The sequence below is a fragment of the Clostridium gasigenes genome, assembly GCF_017348895.1.
In the GTDB taxonomy this organism is placed as follows: Bacteria; Bacillota; Clostridia; order Clostridiales; family Clostridiaceae; genus Clostridium; species Clostridium gasigenes.
On record NZ_CP071376.1, the window covers coordinates 1,225,470 to 1,242,500 of the forward strand.

At 32.0% G+C, this 17,031-nt stretch carries 12 protein-coding genes, 6 tRNA genes, 2 rRNA genes and 1 other annotated feature (1 of these 21 cut by a window edge); all 20 genes read right to left on the reverse strand.

Annotated features, from left to right (window positions below; genetic code table 11):
• Window positions 1-2: 2 nt before the first annotated feature.
• Window positions 3-3,437: a helicase-exonuclease AddAB subunit AddB gene (gene addB / locus J1C67_RS05970; RefSeq protein ID WP_167866968.1), complete on the reverse strand. Its 3,435-nt coding sequence runs from the start codon at window positions 3,435-3,437 to the stop codon at window positions 3-5.
• 51 nt (window positions 3,438-3,488) lie between these two features.
• Complete coding sequence (locus tag J1C67_RS05975) at window positions 3,489-3,983, reverse strand: GNAT family N-acetyltransferase (RefSeq protein ID WP_243176815.1); 495 nt, start codon at window positions 3,981-3,983, stop codon at window positions 3,489-3,491.
• Window positions 3,984-4,250: 267 nt separating this feature from the next.
• Complete coding sequence (locus J1C67_RS05980; RefSeq protein WP_089969578.1) at window positions 4,251-5,195, reverse strand: ROK family protein; 945 nt, start codon at window positions 5,193-5,195, stop codon at window positions 4,251-4,253.
• Between the two features lie 142 nt (window positions 5,196-5,337).
• A tRNA-Ser gene (locus J1C67_RS05985) sits at window positions 5,338-5,428 on the reverse strand.
• A gap of 24 nt (window positions 5,429-5,452) precedes the next feature.
• A tRNA-Ser gene (locus tag J1C67_RS05990) sits at window positions 5,453-5,543 on the reverse strand.
• 262 nt (window positions 5,544-5,805) lie between these two features.
• Window positions 5,806-5,896, reverse strand: a tRNA-Ser gene (locus J1C67_RS05995).
• 24 nt (window positions 5,897-5,920) lie between these two features.
• A tRNA-Ser gene (locus J1C67_RS06000) sits at window positions 5,921-6,011 on the reverse strand.
• 158 nt (window positions 6,012-6,169) lie between these two features.
• Window positions 6,170-6,556, reverse strand: a complete 387-nt coding sequence (gene panD, locus J1C67_RS06005) for an aspartate 1-decarboxylase (protein WP_167866966.1) — start codon at window positions 6,554-6,556, stop codon at window positions 6,170-6,172.
• Between the two features lie 12 nt (window positions 6,557-6,568).
• Window positions 6,569-7,414 carry a pantoate--beta-alanine ligase gene (gene panC, locus J1C67_RS06010; RefSeq protein WP_167866965.1) on the reverse strand — a complete coding sequence of 282 codons (846 nt, stop codon included), beginning with the start codon at window positions 7,412-7,414 and terminating at the stop codon, window positions 6,569-6,571.
• Window positions 7,415-7,430: 16 nt separating this feature from the next.
• Window positions 7,431-8,258 carry a 3-methyl-2-oxobutanoate hydroxymethyltransferase gene (gene panB, locus J1C67_RS06015; RefSeq protein ID WP_167866964.1) on the reverse strand — a complete coding sequence of 276 codons (828 nt, stop codon included), beginning with the start codon at window positions 8,256-8,258 and terminating at the stop codon, window positions 7,431-7,433.
• Window positions 8,258-9,169: a Rossmann-like and DUF2520 domain-containing protein gene (locus J1C67_RS06020; protein WP_279286192.1), complete on the reverse strand. Its 912-nt coding sequence runs from the start codon at window positions 9,167-9,169 to the stop codon at window positions 8,258-8,260. The genes panB and J1C67_RS06020 overlap by 1 nt, the downstream gene beginning before the upstream one ends.
• Before the next feature lie 250 nt (window positions 9,170-9,419).
• Window positions 9,420-10,697: a serine--tRNA ligase gene (gene serS, locus J1C67_RS06025; protein ID WP_167866962.1), complete on the reverse strand. Its 1,278-nt coding sequence runs from the start codon at window positions 10,695-10,697 to the stop codon at window positions 9,420-9,422.
• A gap of 66 nt (window positions 10,698-10,763) precedes the next feature.
• Window positions 10,764-10,964: a binding site (T-box leader), on the reverse strand.
• Between the two features lie 202 nt (window positions 10,965-11,166).
• Window positions 11,167-11,400: a DUF1667 domain-containing protein gene (locus J1C67_RS06030; RefSeq protein ID WP_089969561.1), complete on the reverse strand. Its 234-nt coding sequence runs from the start codon at window positions 11,398-11,400 to the stop codon at window positions 11,167-11,169.
• A gap of 59 nt (window positions 11,401-11,459) precedes the next feature.
• The gene (locus tag J1C67_RS06035; protein ID WP_089969558.1) at window positions 11,460-12,872 is read right to left on the reverse strand and encodes an NAD(P)/FAD-dependent oxidoreductase; all 1,413 of its coding nucleotides are present in this window, start codon (window positions 12,870-12,872) and stop codon (window positions 11,460-11,462) included.
• Window positions 12,873-12,928: 56 nt separating this feature from the next.
• Window positions 12,929-13,435 (reverse strand): transcription repressor NadR, encoded by a 507-nt coding sequence (locus tag J1C67_RS06040; RefSeq protein WP_167866961.1) that lies wholly within the window; start codon window positions 13,433-13,435, stop codon window positions 12,929-12,931.
• A 26-nt stretch (window positions 13,436-13,461) separates the two neighbouring features.
• Entirely contained in the window at window positions 13,462-13,965 is a 504-nt protein-coding gene (locus J1C67_RS06045; RefSeq protein ID WP_089969552.1) for an HDIG domain-containing metalloprotein, read from the reverse strand.
• A gap of 126 nt (window positions 13,966-14,091) precedes the next feature.
• Window positions 14,092-14,167, reverse strand: a tRNA-Ala gene (locus J1C67_RS06050).
• Window positions 14,168-14,170: 3 nt separating this feature from the next.
• Window positions 14,171-14,247: transfer RNA gene (locus J1C67_RS06055), tRNA-Ile, on the reverse strand.
• A 10-nt stretch (window positions 14,248-14,257) separates the two neighbouring features.
• Window positions 14,258-14,374: ribosomal RNA gene (gene rrf, locus J1C67_RS06060) — 5S ribosomal RNA — on the reverse strand.
• A gap of 90 nt (window positions 14,375-14,464) precedes the next feature.
• A 23S ribosomal RNA gene (locus J1C67_RS06065) occupies window positions 14,465-17,031 on the reverse strand; it runs 339 nt beyond the window's last position.

A 17,031-nucleotide genomic window follows, 5' to 3' on the forward strand; every position in this document is an offset into this window, starting at 1 on the left:
TATTATTCCTCCTCTACCTTCTTAATTTTATCTTTCATTTCACTCCATAAAGTATCGTTATCTTTCTTTAATATAACTTTATATTTATTATCCTTAATTCCTGTATCAAACTGACATACTGATGAATAATCACAATAAGTGCAATAAGTAGTTTTTTGTGATTTACACGGTTCTATTTTTATCTCTCCACTTAGCATCTCTTCGCATATCTCAACCATTTTTTCATTAACATAATTTCTTAATATATCAAATTGTTCTTCTGTAATAACAGAACTATTACTTGAGAAATCTCCATCCTTTTTAAAAGTTGCAGGTATAACTAAAGAATAAGTTTCCATATCATTATCCATTGCTCTAACTAATTTAGCATCCTTAAGTAATAATCCATTCATTTTTAATTTTTCTAAAACTTGCTTTTCGACTTCTTCTTCTCCTAGTTCTTTTTTAGATTTTATTATAGGATCATCAATTCTAAAATATAATATAGCGCCAGGAATTGCTTGAGTATTTAAAAGATGTTGTGAATTTTTAATTAAAGCGTCTAAATATACTAACAGTTGAATTTGCAACCCATAATAAAGCTCATTTAAATCAAATTTCTTAGCTCCCGATTTATAATCAACTATTTTTAGATATGTGTTTCCATCCATATCTAATGTATCTATCCTATCTATTCTTCCTACTAAATAAACTGTTTCCTTTGATGGTAATTCTATTTTTATAGGTTCTTCATCTTTAAAGCTTCCAAAAGCAAATTCATTTTTAAATACTTCAAATTCTCCACGCTTCATTTGCTCTGCAATAACCATTACCGATTTTGTTATTGTTCTTTTAAATCTATCTGCGAAATACATATATCTCTTATTACTATTTAATATAGAATTAGAGTCTTCTAATAATTTTTTTTCTATTAACTCTCCAACCATACTTTTGCATCTTTCTTTATTTAAATCAGACCAAGCTATTTTTTCATCTTTTACTCTATTAGTAAAAGAATCTAATACTTCATGCATGAACGATCCTAAATCCGGAGCATTAAATTCATAAAGCTTTCTGTCTTTAGCTTTTAATCCATACTGAATATAATATGCAAATGGGCATTGTGCATACTTTTCTATTCTAGAAACCCCAAACATTAACTTTCCATTATCCGTTGCATATAATTTCTTTATTTTTGATTTTGGCATCTTTTCTGTTAAATTTGTATATGTTAATCCCTTAAACATTCTCTTTGACTTTTCTTTAAAATTTTCATTATTTTCAAACCACTTAAATGTTTGCGCCCAATACTCTTCAACCTCTTCCTTTTCAAATTCCATTCTTAAAGCTCCTATAAGCTCATTAAAAGTAGGAATTGGAGCTGTAATTTTATTAAACTTATAAGTCTTACTTTGTTTATTGTATATTTCACTTTCTTCTTCCATGTTAGGTAATATCTTTTTAAGTCTTGGTATAACAATAGATGCTCTTAAAGATTTACCTTCAAAATCTGCCATAGGATAACTAACCATTAAATAAACCGATGGTATAGTTAATGCGGTATAAACCATAAACTGTTCCTCGAAGGCTCTACTCTTTGTATCACTAGCTAATTCAATACCTATTTCTCTTAAAAGATTTCTTTCTCTATCTGATATTATACCTTCTTCTTTATTTGCAGAAGGTAATACACCATCATTCACTCCAACTATATATAATCCCTTAACATCTCTACCTTTAATTCTTGCTATATCACCAATATTAACCTGATCTAAAGCCATAGGAATAACTCCTATTTCTTGCTCTTCAAAACCAGAAACTAGTATTTTAGAGAAAGTTTTGATATCAACTATTTCTTCTCCCATTACATCAACTGCTTGATCTAATATTTCCATAACTATAGCCGGAACTTGGTTATATTCTTTTATTTTATCTTGAAGCCCAATTTCATTAAATTCATCAAGCCAAACTTCCATAGTATCAAATACTTTTAATCTAACTAAAAACTCATATAAACCTGTAGCTAATTGTTTTAATGTCTTCTTACCACTTAATTTCTTATTTAACTCAATTAAAGGCAATCTAACTTCTTCCATAATTTCAGCTATTAATATATCCTTTTCAGTTGTTTCCTCTTTACTCTTATATAATAATTCTCCTGTCCATTTATAACCCTTTATTCCATTCGCTAATACATGGTTTTCCAAAATATCAATATACTCAGTCTTAATTCCTATAAGTCCACTTTTAAGATACTTAAACACACTTTCATATGACCAATTACTTATTAATATTTCCAGAGTAGAAATTATAAGTATAATTAATGGATTACTTAACACTTCTCTTTTTTTATCTATAAAATAAGGAATATTATATTCATTAAATATTACTGATGTAATTTTTTCATAACTGTCTACATCTCTGCACACTATAGCGATGTCTTTATATCTATAACCCTCATCTCTAACCAACCTTAATATGTCCTTAGCTACATTTTCTACTTCCTCATAGCTATTATTCGCCTTATATAATCTTATATCCTTATTTTCACCCTTATACTCTCTAAATGGGTAAGTGAAGAAATGACTTTCTATATGCTGCAATTCTTTACTATCTTTAAATCTATATGAATGTCCCTTATTTAAATCTATAGGTTCCATATACCCTATATTATTATCTTGCATCATTCTTAAAACCTTATTCTCGGTGTTCTTTATAGCATCAAATATATCAGTTTCATCCCCCTGTACACCTTCACTTAAATTATCCGAGCATAAAGTTATATTAATTGTCTTACTAGTTTTAGCAAGTCTTTTTATTACTTCTAACTGTTGTGGAGTAAATGTGGTAAATTCATCTATCCATATTTCAGCATTTTCGTATATAGAACAATTTATTAATTTTTCTGCTAAAATAATAAGTTCATCCTCTGAATCTATATATTTCTTATGAAGAGTCTCATTAAATTCATTAAATATTAAAGTTAAATCCTTTAATTTCTTTTTTAATTCCTCATCTTCTATATCACCATTCTTTATTTCCAGCATTTCCGAGGAAATATTATATTTTTTAAATTCAGTTATAGTTTTGGATACTATTCCTGTAAATCCCTGTTGTTTTGCCATTCTATTAAAATACTCTAATTCCTCACCTTTATCCTTAAGAAGTTTATAAATAAGCATATTCTTACCCGAATCATTCATTCTTGTAAGTGTACGCCCTCCGCATTCATTAAATACTCTACTAGCCATTCTCTTAAAGCTAAGTACTTCTGCTCTTAATAAACCACGTTCTCCAACAACTTCTAATAATTTTTTTTCAGTATGAAAAGTATACTGCTCTGGAACTAGCAATATTAATTTATTACTCTTATCATTTTCTAACTTTTTCTTAATTTGGTTTAAGCAAAATTGGCTTTTACCACTTCCTGCTCTTCCAAAAACAAACCTTATAGACATACTAAACCTCCTCTTTATTACTTTTCTTATATATTAAAATCATTCCCTTATTTAAGGTTTAAATTCCATTTTTAATAATCCCATAATAATTGTATCTATATACTTACCTTCTAAGTAATATTTACTACGTTTTACACCTTCTTGTATAAATCCACATTTCTTATAACAATTAATAGCATTACTATTTTGACTTACAACTTCTAATTCGATTTTATGAGCATTTTTTTTATTAAATAAATATTTAATAACCGCTTTTATAGCATCTTCACCATATGCTTGTCCCCAATATTTTTCACCTATAGTTATCCCTATGGTATAAACATCTATAGTATGGCTATTCTGCTTAAAGTATATATAACCTACTACTTCTATTTCATTATTAATTATTGCTAATGCCTTTTTATTAGGATTATTGAAATGTGTAAAACTTTCAATAATATAATGTCTACTAGGTACAAACCCTTGACCACCGTTATATCTCATTACATTTTTAGATGTACATAAATCATATAATATATTAATATCTGCTTTTACTATCTCTCTCAAATATACCTTTTTCCCATAAAGCATATCTACACCTTCTTTAATTCTTAAATTTATATATATATATTATAATTTTTCAACTATTGCTAAATATATATATATTTAAATAATACTCTTTTTCAATATAAATTACTAATTTGTTTATAATATTTATATATAAAAAAATAGGTGGCTTATTTAAGTATTAGCCACCTATTTTTTCTATTCTATTAAGCACTTTCTAAAAAATAATAGACCAATTTACTAGCCTATTATTTTTTTTCAGAGCCCTTATTTAGTTTCTAATATTGCTAATGCTGCTGCTCCAAGCATTCCTGCTTTTCCATCTAACATAGCTTTTTCTATTCTGCAATGGCTTGATATACTTCTCAAGCATCTATTTTCAACTTCTTGTTTTATTGTTTCTAAAACAATGTCTCCACCATTAACTACTCCGCCACCTATTACTATCATATCAGGATCAAAAGTATTAGCAATGTTCGCTACTGTAATTCCTAAATAAGATAAAGCATTAGTTAATATTTCATTAGCCACTCTATCTCCCTTTTCAGCTTCTGCAAACACTTCTTTTGCAGTAACCTCACTATAGTCTTTTAATGATGTTACAGCATTACTGTTTACAGCTTCATTGGCTCTTCTCATTATAGCTGTTCCTGAGCCTAAGCTTTCACCACAGCCATCATTACCACAACCACATCTTGGACCACCCTTCATAACTGTCATATGTCCAATTTCTAAAGCATTTCCTGTACTTCCTCTAAATAGTTTTCCATTAATTATAGCACCGCCACCAATTCCTGTACTAGCAGTAACGAAAACCATATTTTCAGTACCTTTTCCTGCACCAAACATAAATTCTCCTAATGTAGCTACATTTGCATCATTATCTAAATAAGTAGGTACATTATATTTTTCCTTTATTGGCTTCACTATATTAAAGTTCTTAAATGGTAGATTAGGCGTGTACACTATTAATCCGTTTTCTACGTCTAATGGACCTGGTGAACCTATTCCTATAGCTGCAACTTCATTTATATCAACATTATTTAAAACAGTATCTATTGTATTTAAAATCTTATTTAAAACTGCTACTTCTCCTTGATCCGCTTCAGTTTTAATTACTATTTCATTCTTTACATTACCTTCTAAGTCAACTAATGCAGTATAAATTTTAGTTCCCCCTAAATCTACACCAACAACATATTTCTTTTCCATTTTGTCCCCTCCAGATAAATAATTTTAATTTTTTCACTTTATTCAAATGTATTTTTAGTATACCATTGTATATAAATGTTTACAACGAATTTGATTTGTATTTTATAACAAAAAAAACATCTAACTTTCGTTAAATGTTTTTTGGCGGAGAAGCGGGGATTTGAACCCCGGCGCCAGTTACCCAACCTACGCCCTTAGCAGGGGCGCCTCTTTAGCCACTTGAGTACTTCTCCATAATATATCTGGATACAAAAAAATGGAGGAAGAAGTGGGATTCGAACCCACGGTACGCTTTCACGCACGTCGGTTTTCAAGACCGGTGCCTTAAACCAACTCGACCATTCTTCCTTAATCTACAATTGATATTTTATCAACTTTAGCTTAATATGTCAATATATTTTTATAATAATTTATTTCATCTAAAAATATATTCTAAATCATACTATTTTTTTATCCACATATTGTTTAAACATCCTAAATTACATAACACTTATTAGTTGTCAAATATTAAATAGATAGTGTACTTTCTTTTTCCAACCATTTAATATTAAATACATTTATAAATTGATAAAACCACAAAAAAAACATCTAACCTAAGTTAGATGTTTTTTGGCGGAGAAGCGGGGATTTGAACCCCGGCGCCAGTTACCCAACCTACGCCCTTAGCAGGGGCGCCTCTTTAGCCACTTGAGTACTTCTCCATAATATATCTGGACATAAAAAAATGGAGGAAGAAGTGGGATTCGAACCCACGGTACGCTTTCACGCACGTCGGTTTTCAAGACCGGTGCCTTAAACCAACTCGACCATTCTTCCTCGACTACTTTATTAGTATAACAAGTTTTATAATTCCTGTCAACATTTATATTAAATAATTTTATAAAAACTACCTAATACAAGGCTAAACCTTATAAATCAGGTAGTTTTATAACATAAATAATTCTATTTCGACTATATCTCATTATTATAATCTATTATTTTGATAGTTCTCCATGCTTTTCATAAGATGTTATTCTACTCACCTTATTATTTTCATCAACAAAAACTACCTTTGGTTTATGATCTTTAACTTCATTGATTTCAAGTTCACAATAACTCATTATTATTATCTTATCACCAACCTGCACACATCTAGCTGCCGCTCCATTTAAGCATATTAAACCAGATCCACGTTCTCCTGCTATTGTATATGTTTCAAATCTATTTCCATTATCTATATCTACAATATTCACCTTTTCATACTCATAAATACCTGATGCTTCTAATAAATCTTCATCTATAGTTATACTCCCAACATAATCCAATTCTGCTTGAACTACTGTAGCTCTGTGTATCTTTCCTTTTAGCATACTTATTCTCATCTTTTACCCCCACTAAACTTCGAATGTAAAATTATCTATTAATCTAGTCTTCCCTATATTAACTGCTATAGCTATTAATATAGATTTGTTTACTTTTTCTACTACCTTCATAGATAATCCATCTACAACCTGTACATAATCTATTTTTGCTAATTTTTCTTTTGCTATATTATCTATTATTACTTTTCTTATTACTTCACAATTTCTTTCACCCATATTTAATATATCTTTAGCTTTTTCTAATGATTCACTCAATATTGTTGCAGCTTTTCTTTCACGCTCTGATAAATAGGTATTTCTAGAACTCTTTGCAACTCCATCCTCTTCTCTAATTATAGGACAACCTATTATTTCTATATCAAAATTTAAATCTCTAACCATTCTTTTTATTACTGCTAATTGCTGAGCATCTTTTTCTCCAAAATACGCTCTATTTGCAGGTACTATATTAAATAATTTTGATACTACAGTACATACTCCTCTAAAATGAATAGGTCTACTTTTTCCGCATAACTCTTCAGTTAATCCATTAATATCAACATAAGTAGAAAAATCCTCGAAATACATTTCTTTGTCTTCTGGATGAAATATTATATCAGCGCCTGCATTCCCACACAATATACTATCAGCATCTAGATCCCTAGGATAACTACTTAGATCTTCTTTAGGTCCAAACTGCATTGGATTAACAAATATACTTACCACAACTTTATCATTTTCACTAAAAGCTCTCTCAATTAAGCTTTTATGACCTTCATGTAAATATCCCATTGTAGGAACAAAACCTACTGTAAAGCCTTCATACTTCCACTTATTAACTTGGTCTCTAACTTCTTTAATATTATTTAAAACTCTCATAGCTACCCCTTTACTACTAATATAATTTTTCTAATACTTCATCACTTATTTTAAAGGTATGAGCTTCTTCTGGAAAAACCCCATCTCTTACTTCATCAATATACTTCCTAAATGCCATATTCATAATTTCTCCTACATTTGCATATTTCTTAACAAATTTAGGTGTAAAATCATTAAACATACCGAGCATATCTTGATACACTAAAATTTGCCCATCACAGTTCACACCTGCACCAATTCCAATGGTAGGTATATTTATCTCTTTAGTAATTATATCCGCTAATTTAGCAGGTACACACTCTAATACAACTGCAAAAGCTCCTGCTTTTTCAACAGCCTTAGCATCCTCTATTAACTTTCTTGCTGCCTCTTCACTTTTACCTTGTACCTTAAATCCTCCAAATGCATTAACCGATTGTGGTGTTAATCCTATATGAGCCATAACAGGTATAGACGCTTTAACTATAGCTTCTATTTTATCACAAACTTCAACTCCACCCTCTAGTTTAACAACTTGTGCTCGACCTTCTTTAATAAGCCTTCCTGCATTTACCACGGAATCATATATAGATGTCTGATATGACATAAAAGGCATATCAGCTACAATCAAACTATTTTTAGCACCTCTAGAAACAGCTTTAGTATGATGTATAATGTCCTCCATTGTAACAGACAATGTATCCTCATATCCTAAACATACCATTCCTAAAGAATCACCTACTAATATTCCATTTATTCCTGCTCCATTTATTATCTTAGCCATTGAATAATCATAAGCTGTTAACATTGTTAATTTCTCATTTTTTACCTTTGCCTCTTTAAAAGTTACCACTGTGTTTTTCATTATTGTCCCCCTAAATACTCTTCTATATTTTTATAATCTCTATCCTTATTTTTACTCTTTGCTATCTCTAGAACATTTTTAGATAATAGCTTATATAAAATCTCATCATCCTCATTTAACACATTACAATGGCTTTCTATAGTCTTTAGATCGCCTCTTTCAATAGGCCCTGTTAAACTACTTACTATTCCTTTTTCTTTTATATTTTGTATATTAAAAGAAATTAAAGGTTGAAGTGCTTTAATAGCCATATCCTCTTTAAAACCGCACTGTATCAACTGTTTAACACCAGTATTAATAAGTCCTAAAACTAAATTACTTACGGTAACAGATGCAGCGTGATATAAAGGCTTATTATTTTTATCTATAATTAATACACCATTTCCTAATAATGTTATCACCCTAGAAATTTCATTTGCATATTTAGAGTGACCTTCTATTGTTATAAAAGCTTGATTTAATGATTTATAAGAATTATGTTTGTCTGAGATAGCAAACATAGGATGGATAGAGTATCCATAGGCACCATATTGGTTTATATTTGAAAATATTTCCGATGATAATGATCCACTACAATGGCAAATCACCTTATTTCTAATAGACAGTTCTTTTATTTCATTCCATACATTTTTTATTTCACCATCAGGAGTAGTAATAAAAATAGTATCACTTTCATTTATTATTTCATTTAAACTATAAAATTGTTTTGTACCTGTAAAAATTGAAGCTTTTTTTGAAGAGTCTTCATTCCTACTATAGTACCCAGTTACAGTAATATTATTTACCTTTAGATATTTTCCTAAAGAAAATCCTACTTTACCTGCACCTATAAAACCTATTTTTATACTTATCACCTCCATTATTAGAGTGTGATACTTTTTAGTCCCATTCCTGAAGATATGAGCTGTCAAATTAAATTAATTCAAATATAAAAATGGTGTGGTTAATCTCTAATACCACCCAAATATAATTTATCATATATTAAAATATAATTCAATATTATATTTATGTTACTTTTTTGTCTTTGAAAACTAAATTTTTTTGATATTTTATCATAACATATAAACTATTCACTTATTATATTTTTAATAAATCTTCAAATAAATAAAACAGGTAATTTAATATCATCTGTTATGATATTAAATTACCTGTTTAAATTATTTATTTTATTTCAGTAGCATTCATATACCCTCTTAAAGCTTCTGGAATTTCTACAGTTCCATCTTCTTTTTGATAATTCTCTAAAATAGCAGCAACTGTTCTACCAACTGCAAGGCCTGAGCCATTTAGAGTATGAATAAATTGAGGTTTATCATTTGGATTTTCTCTATATTTAATATTTGCTCTTCTTGATTGGAAATCTTCAAAATTTGAGCAACTTGATATTTCAACATATCTATTATAGCTTGGCATCCATACTTCTATATCGTATTTTAAGGCTGCTGTAAACCCTAAATCACCTTTGCATATTCTAACGATTCTATAAGGTAATCCTAATCCTTGTAATATTGATTCAGCATCTTCTACTAACTTATCTAATTCTTTGTATGAATCTTCTGGTTTAGAGAATTTAACTAACTCAACCTTATTAAATTGATGTTGTCTTATTAACCCTCTTGTATCTCTACCTGCTGATCCTACTTCTGCTCTGAAACAAGCTGAATAAGCTACATGTTTAATTGGAAGATCACTACCTTTTAAAGTTTCATTTCTATACATATTAGTTACAGGAACTTCTGCTGTTGGTATTAAGAAATATCCATTATTCTCAACCTTAAATGCATCATCTTCAAACTTAGGTAATTGACCTGTACCTATCATACTTTCTCTATTAGCCATATATGGAGGTAATATTTCCTCATATCCATTTTCACAAGTATGGGTATCTAAGAAATAATTAATTAAAGATCTTTCTAATCTTGCTCCCTTACCTTTGTAAATTGTAAATCTTGATCCACTAATTTTACTAGCTCTTTCAAAATCAAGAATATTTAAATCTATTCCTAAATCCCAGTGAGGTTTTATTTCAAACTTAAAACTTTTAGGTTCTCCCCATTTCTTTATTTCTATATTATCTTCATCAGTATCACCTTCTGGCACTAATGGATTTGGGATATTTGGAATTCTTAACATTATATATTCAATCTTCTCATTAATTTCTGATACCTTTAAATCATCTTCTTTTATTTTATCTCCAAGATTTCTCATTTCAGTCATTATTAAAGTAACATCTTCTCCAGCCTTTTTAAGATTTGGGATTTCAGATGAAACTTTATTTCTTTTATTTTTTAAAACTTCAACTTCTACTAATATACTTCTTCTTTCCTCATCTAAAGCTATAACTTCATCTATAGTTGACTCTTTGAAATCCTCTCCTCTATTTAATAAAGCCTTCTTTATTTCTTCTGGATTTGTTCTAATTCTCTTTAAATCTAACATTTTAAAATCTCCTTTCTTATAATAATACTTATTTTTGCCAACGAAAAAAGAGCCTATCTTCCCTATACAAGGGACGAAAGACTCCGCGTTGCCACCCTAATTAATAGTATTAAAATACTATTCACTCGATAAAATATAACGGTTGAAACCGTACTGCTCATCGCAGTCCCTCAGAGGTGGATTCATACTATTTTGCTATTGATTCTCACTAAACATCAACTCTCTGCAAAACAAAAATACTATTACTATTCTCATCAAAGGTTTAATATTAATTTTTACTAATCTTAATATATTACAATTATAGGTACCTTGTCAATATTTTACTACATTTTTTTTTATAATACATTAACTTAGTCATGTTTTTTTAATATCTACTCAATATTATACTCTATTTCTAACCATAATTTATTAATATAATTCACTGATAATGATACTATCTTATTCTATTCTTATATTATTTGCTATATTTTTATTCTTTATGTATGTCTCTTGTACATATTATATCTATTCCTGTATTTAAGATGTTTTTACAAATTATATTTCCTACTTCAATTGGAACACTTGGATATATCCTACTTAAAACTTTAGATAATTCAACCCATAATTTTTTATCCACTTCTTTGCTACTCTTAACTGGAATCACTTTATATTCACTACTACCTTTTATTCTAACAACAGAAGTGAATATATCCTTCTCTTTCAAAAATACCCCTCCTCAATATCTATTATCTATACTTAGCTTTTTTATAAATTGCATATAAATTAAACATCTTTAAATTCTTTTATTCTCCCTGATATTACCTTAGAATTCTTAGAATCATCTACTATGTCAGTTGGCTTTTTATCTAATTCTCTAGCTAGTATGTTTATTATCTTTTCATTACAATAAGATCCTTGACAGCTCCCAAATCCAGCTGCTGTTCTTCTCTTTACACCTTCTACAGTTCTCGCACCTAAAGGTCTTCTTATGCAATCAACTATTTCTCCCTCGGAAACAGTATTGCAAGAACAAATAATCTTTCCATACCTATTATCAAGATCTATTATTTCATTGATTTCTTTCTTATTCATTTCTCTAAACCTATAAAATTCTCTTCTTTTATCAATAAAATTCTTTTTTAATGTACAATTTAAATTACTAGATAAGGTATCGCATAACATTTTAGCTATTGCAGGCGCAATTGTTATTTTTCCATAATGAGTTCCTGTTACTCTTATATATCCCTTATCTATTTCACTATCATCAATTAGCATAGAATCCTTATCATAGCTTTCTCTAAATAAATTATTTATGTTACTTTTCTTTAAATCATTTAATAAGTTATTAGCATAATCTAAATTATCATCTAAACTTGTTTTATTTACACTTTTTATACCAATTAAAGATCCATCTGTAATTGTTGGAGAGCTTAAAACAAAAGTATTTTTATCAAAAGTTTCTATAACTATTTTACTTAATTTATTATTATAATTATTATCTACAAGTAAATAACTCATATTTTTAAATTCATCTTCATTTTCATAAGTTTCCTTTTCTTCAACTATGCCATTTTCCTTAATATATATTTCATTTGGTGTAGTATTTATAACAACTTTACATCTAAATTTATTTTTACTTGTATTCACTATGAATCCTTTAGCTATATTTTGAATACTTATAACCTCTTCTTCTAGCCTAAAATTAACTCCATTATCAGAAGCTACCTCTGCATATGCAATAGCTAAATCATATGGTGCTATAATAGCTACATTTTCAGAATATAAACCCTTCTTAACATTATTGTTTATATTTGGTTCAATATCATATATATCTTTATCATCAACTAAATAGACACCATCTATTCCTCTATCTTTAGCTCTATTATACATTTCCTCAAGTTTTTTTACACCATTATCATCATTTACAACCCTTAATGCACCAATTTTCTTAAATGGTAATTTGAATTTTTGACAGGTCTCTTCTAATAATGAGTTGCCTATATACTCAAGACCAGCCATTATATTGTCTGATGTCTCTGATCCATCATAAACAATAGACGTATTTACAAATGATATATCATCTGCTATATCATAGTCCTTCTCTATAAGCGCTATATTAAAATTATATTTAGATAATTCATAAGCTACAGCACAGCCAATTATACCGCCACCTAATATTAAAACATCATAATCCATAAACCATACTCCCTCCTATATTAATTAAGTATCTTTATTATTAGTTTACTAATAAATTATAAAGCAAATCCCTTTTCTTCTAATTCTTTCTTTATAGCCTCAATATCTTCTTCAGTATCCGCTGAAATAGTATGTAAGTGAATGCCATTAGTTAATTCAGATAAAGGCTTAGCATCTATATTCTTAAATGATTCTTCAAATTTATTTAGGTCATTTAAATTTTTTATCATCATATTACCTATTATTTCACCATACAAAGGATGTTCAACAATAACGTTTTCTATTATACCACCATACTTAACAACTACTTGTAGCTCTTCTATCATATTATCTATACTATGATTTACAGCTATAATAGATTTCACTCTATTTATATCAATGTTATATATATATCCTTCTGGTGTTGCTATTATATTACTTCCTTTTGCCCTTAATATAGCTATATCTTTAACTATTATTTGCCTAGTAACTCCAAATCTATTAGCTAAATCTATTCCTTTTATAGCCTTATTATTCTTCCTCAACAATTTTACAATTGATTCTCTTCTATCTATAGACTTCATATTTTAATTCACCTACCTAATAATATCTAATTTTTATTATCACAAATACTGATTATATCTATTATTTTATTTTTTTTGAATTTCTTCTTATTATGATGATATCTAACTACCTCTAACAATTCTTTATCATAATTACGTGTTTTAAGCATCTCATATCCTATTTTAGGATGATTATAGTAGATATTTATTTGTTTTATATTATCATACTTCTTTAAATTCCCTTTAGTAAACTTATCTAATAATACTATTAAGGACTTCTCTATTAAATTTATATGATATTTACTTTTTCCTATATCATGCAAAAGAGCTATTTTTCCTACTCTGTATTCATCCATTTTAATATTATTATTTTTTAATAGCATTACTGAATCTTTACAGACTCTTATGCAATGATGTTTATCACTCTTTTTAAGCTTATTAAACATCATAATTTCATTGTTATTTAAATAAGTTTCTATATAACTATAGTCTATCTTTTTAAAAGAGGATTCTATTCCCCATATAAACTGTTTAATACGATAAAATTTCATTTTTCTTCACCTTTTCATTATATTCTATTTAAATAATAACACTATATATTTTCATTATCAATTATTGTTATACTTATATTTTATATAACAAAAAAGCTACGAAATAATTCGTAGCTTTTTTTATTATGGTGGAGGTAACAGGAGTCGAACCTGCGACCCCCTGCGTGCAAGGCAGGTGCTCTCCCAACTGAGCTATACCCCCATATGGTGGACCTTCAGGGACTCGAACCCCAGACCGACCGGTTATGAGCCGGTTGCTCTAACCAACTGAGCTAAAGATCCATTAATATTAACCTGGCGACGTCCTACTCTCCCACACAGCTGCCCGTGCAGTACCATTAGCGCTGTAGAGCTTAACTTTCCTGTTCGGAATGGAAAGGAGTGTTTCCTCTACGCCATCATCACCAGATGGTTTAGATCCTAAATCATAGATTTAGTCTCTTATATTTAATTTTATCAGAGTTTTGTTCTCTGAAAATTGCACATGAATTATTGTAAATTGGTCAAGCCCTCGACCTATTAGTATCAGTCAGCTAAATATGTTGCCATACTTACACCTCTGACCTATCAACCTCGTGTTCTTCAAGGGGTCTTACTAGCTTATGCTATGGGAAATCTCATCTTGAGGGAGGCTTCACGCTTAGATGCTTTCAGCGTTTATCCCGTCCCGACTTAGCTACCCAGCGATGCTCCTGGCGGAACAACTGGTGCACCATAGGTCGGTCCATCCCGGTCCTCTCGTACTAAGGACAGCTCCTCTCAAATTTCCTACGCCCGCGACGGATAGGGACCGAACTGTCTCACGACGTTCTGAACCCAGCTCGCGTGCCGCTTTAATGGGCGAACAGCCCAACCCTTGGGACCTACTACAGCCCCAGGATGCGACGAGCCGACATCGAGGTGCCAAACCTCCCCGTCGATGTGGACTCTTGGGGGAGATCAGCCTGTTATCCCCGAGGTAGCTTTTATCCGTTGAGCGATGGCCCTCCCACGAGGTACCACCGGATCACTAAGTCCGACTTTCGTCCCTGCTCCACTTGTAGGTGTCGCAGTCAGGCTCCCTTCTGCCTTTGCACTCTTCGAACGATTTCCGACCGTTCTGAGGGAACCTTTGAGCGCCTCCGTTACTTTTTAGGAGGCGACCGCCCCAGTCAAACTGCCCACCTAACAATGTCCTGTCACCAGTTTCATGGCGTCCAGTTAGAACCTCAGTACTGTCAGGGTGGTATCCCAAGGATGACTCCACCAAGGCTAACGCCCTAGCTTCCCAGTCTCCCACCTATCCTGTACAGACAATACCGAAATTCAATGCTAAGCTACAGTAAAGCTCTACGGGGTCTTTCCGTCCAATCGCGGGTAGCGAGCATCTTCACTCGCACTACAACTTCGCCGGATTTGCAGTTGAGACAGTGCTCAAGTCATTACTCCATTCGTGCGGGTCAGAACTTACCTGACAAGGAATTTCGCTACCTTAGGACCGTTATAGTTACGGCCGCCGTTTACTGGGGCTTAAGTTCACACCTTCGCTTGCGCTAAGCATTCCCCTTAACCTTCCAGCACCGGGCAGGAGTCAGCCCCTATACATCAGCTTACGCTTTAGCAGAGACCTGTGTTTTTGTTAAACAGTTGCTTGAGCCTATTCTCTGCGGCCTGCTCTCGCAGGCACCCCTTCTCCCGAAGTTACGGGGTTAATTTGCCTAGTTCCTTAACTGCAATTCTTCCGATGGTCTTAGGATTCTCTCCTCACCTACCTGTGTCGGTTTGCGGTACGGGCACTACTTCTCTTTCTAGATGCTTTTCTTGGAAGCATGGAATCAGATACTTCAGCCTAAAAGGCCTTCCCCATTACGCCTCAGAATTGTTAAAGCGGATTTGCCTACCTTAACTCCCTAAACGCTTAGACTAGCATTTCCATTCGCTAGCACATCCTATCCTTCTCCGTCACACCATCGATAATAACGATTGTAGTGGTATTGGAATATCAACCAATTGTCCATCGCCTACGCCTTTCGGCCTCGGCTTAGGTCCCGACTAACCCTGGGCGGACGAGCCTTCCCCAGGAAACCTTAGGTTTTCGACCTGTAAGATTCTCACTTACATCTCGCTACTAATGCCAACATTCTCACTCGTAATCAGTCCACCGCTCCTTACGGTACGACTTCAGCCCGATTACGACGCTCCTCTACCGCTCGTATTAAATACAAGCCCGTAGCTTCGGTGGTAAGTTTGAGCCCCGGACATTTTCGGCGCAGGATCTCTTGACTAGTGAGCTATTACGCACTCTTTCAATGAATGGCTGCTTCTGAGCCAACATCCTAGTTGTCTTTGAAATCCCACATCCTTTTCCACTTAACTTACACTTTGGGACCTTAGCTGACGATCTGGGCTTTTTCCCTTTCGACCATGGATCTTATCATTCATAGTCTGACTGCCGGACTAATAGTATATGGCATTCGGAGTTTGATAAGGTTCAGTAAGCGATACGCCCCCTAGCCCATTCAGTGCTCTACCTCCATTACTCATATCCGACGCTAGCCCTAAAGCTATTTCGAGGAGAACCAGCTATCTCCGAGTTCGATTGGAATTTCTCCGCTATCCACAGCTCATCCCATGCTTTTTCAACAGCAACGTGGTTCGGTCCTCCACGGGGTTTTACCCCCGCTTCAACCTGGCCATGGATAGGTCACTCGGTTTCGGGTCTACGGCATGCAACTAGTCGCCCTATTAAGACTTGGTTTCCCTTCGGCTCCGTACCTTAAGTACTTAACCTTGCTACATACCGTAACTCGTTGGCTCGTTCTACAAAAAGCACATCATCACCCTCGTATGGGGCTTTGATCGGTTGTAGGCATATGGTTTCAGGTTCTATTTCACTCCCCTCCCGGGGTTCTTTTCACCTTTCCCTCACGGTACTTCTTCACTATCGGTCATCAGGTAGTATTTAGCCTTGGGAGGTGGTCCTCCCTGCTTCCCACAAGGTTTCACGTGTCTCGTGGTACTCTGGATCAGAACTATTAGCTTCCTCGTTTCACTTACGGGACTATTACCCTCTACGGTTTAACTTTC

What these genes read in the sequence shown, in the direction of transcription:
- addB (WP_167866968.1), bottom strand. Translation starts at nt 3,437, where the DNA reads ATGTCTATAAGGTTTGTTTTTGGAAGAGCAGGAAGTGGTAAAAGCCAA.
- J1C67_RS05980 (WP_089969578.1), bottom strand. Translation starts at nt 5,195, where the DNA reads ATGGAAAAGAAATATGTTGTTGGTGTAGATTTAGGGGGAACTAAAATT.
- panD (WP_167866966.1), bottom strand. Translation starts at nt 6,556, where the DNA reads ATGAGAATAAGTATGCTAAAAGGAAAGATACACAGAGCTACAGTAGTT.
- panC (WP_167866965.1), bottom strand. Translation starts at nt 7,414, where the DNA reads ATGAGAGTTTTAAATAATATTAAAGAAGTTAGAGACCAAGTTAATAAG.
- panB (WP_167866964.1), bottom strand. Translation starts at nt 8,258, where the DNA reads ATGAAAAACACAGTGGTAACTTTTAAAGAGGCAAAGGTAAAAAATGAG.
- serS (WP_167866962.1), bottom strand. Translation starts at nt 10,697, where the DNA reads ATGTTAGATTTAAAGAGAATTAGAACAAATCCAGAAGAAATAAAGAAG.
- J1C67_RS06035 (WP_089969558.1), bottom strand. Translation starts at nt 12,872, where the DNA reads ATGGATTATGATGTTTTAATATTAGGTGGCGGTATAATTGGCTGTGCT.
- J1C67_RS06040 (WP_167866961.1), bottom strand. Translation starts at nt 13,435, where the DNA reads ATGAAGTCTATAGATAGAAGAGAATCAATTGTAAAATTGTTGAGGAAG.
- J1C67_RS06045 (WP_089969552.1), bottom strand. Translation starts at nt 13,965, where the DNA reads ATGAAATTTTATCGTATTAAACAGTTTATATGGGGAATAGAATCCTCT.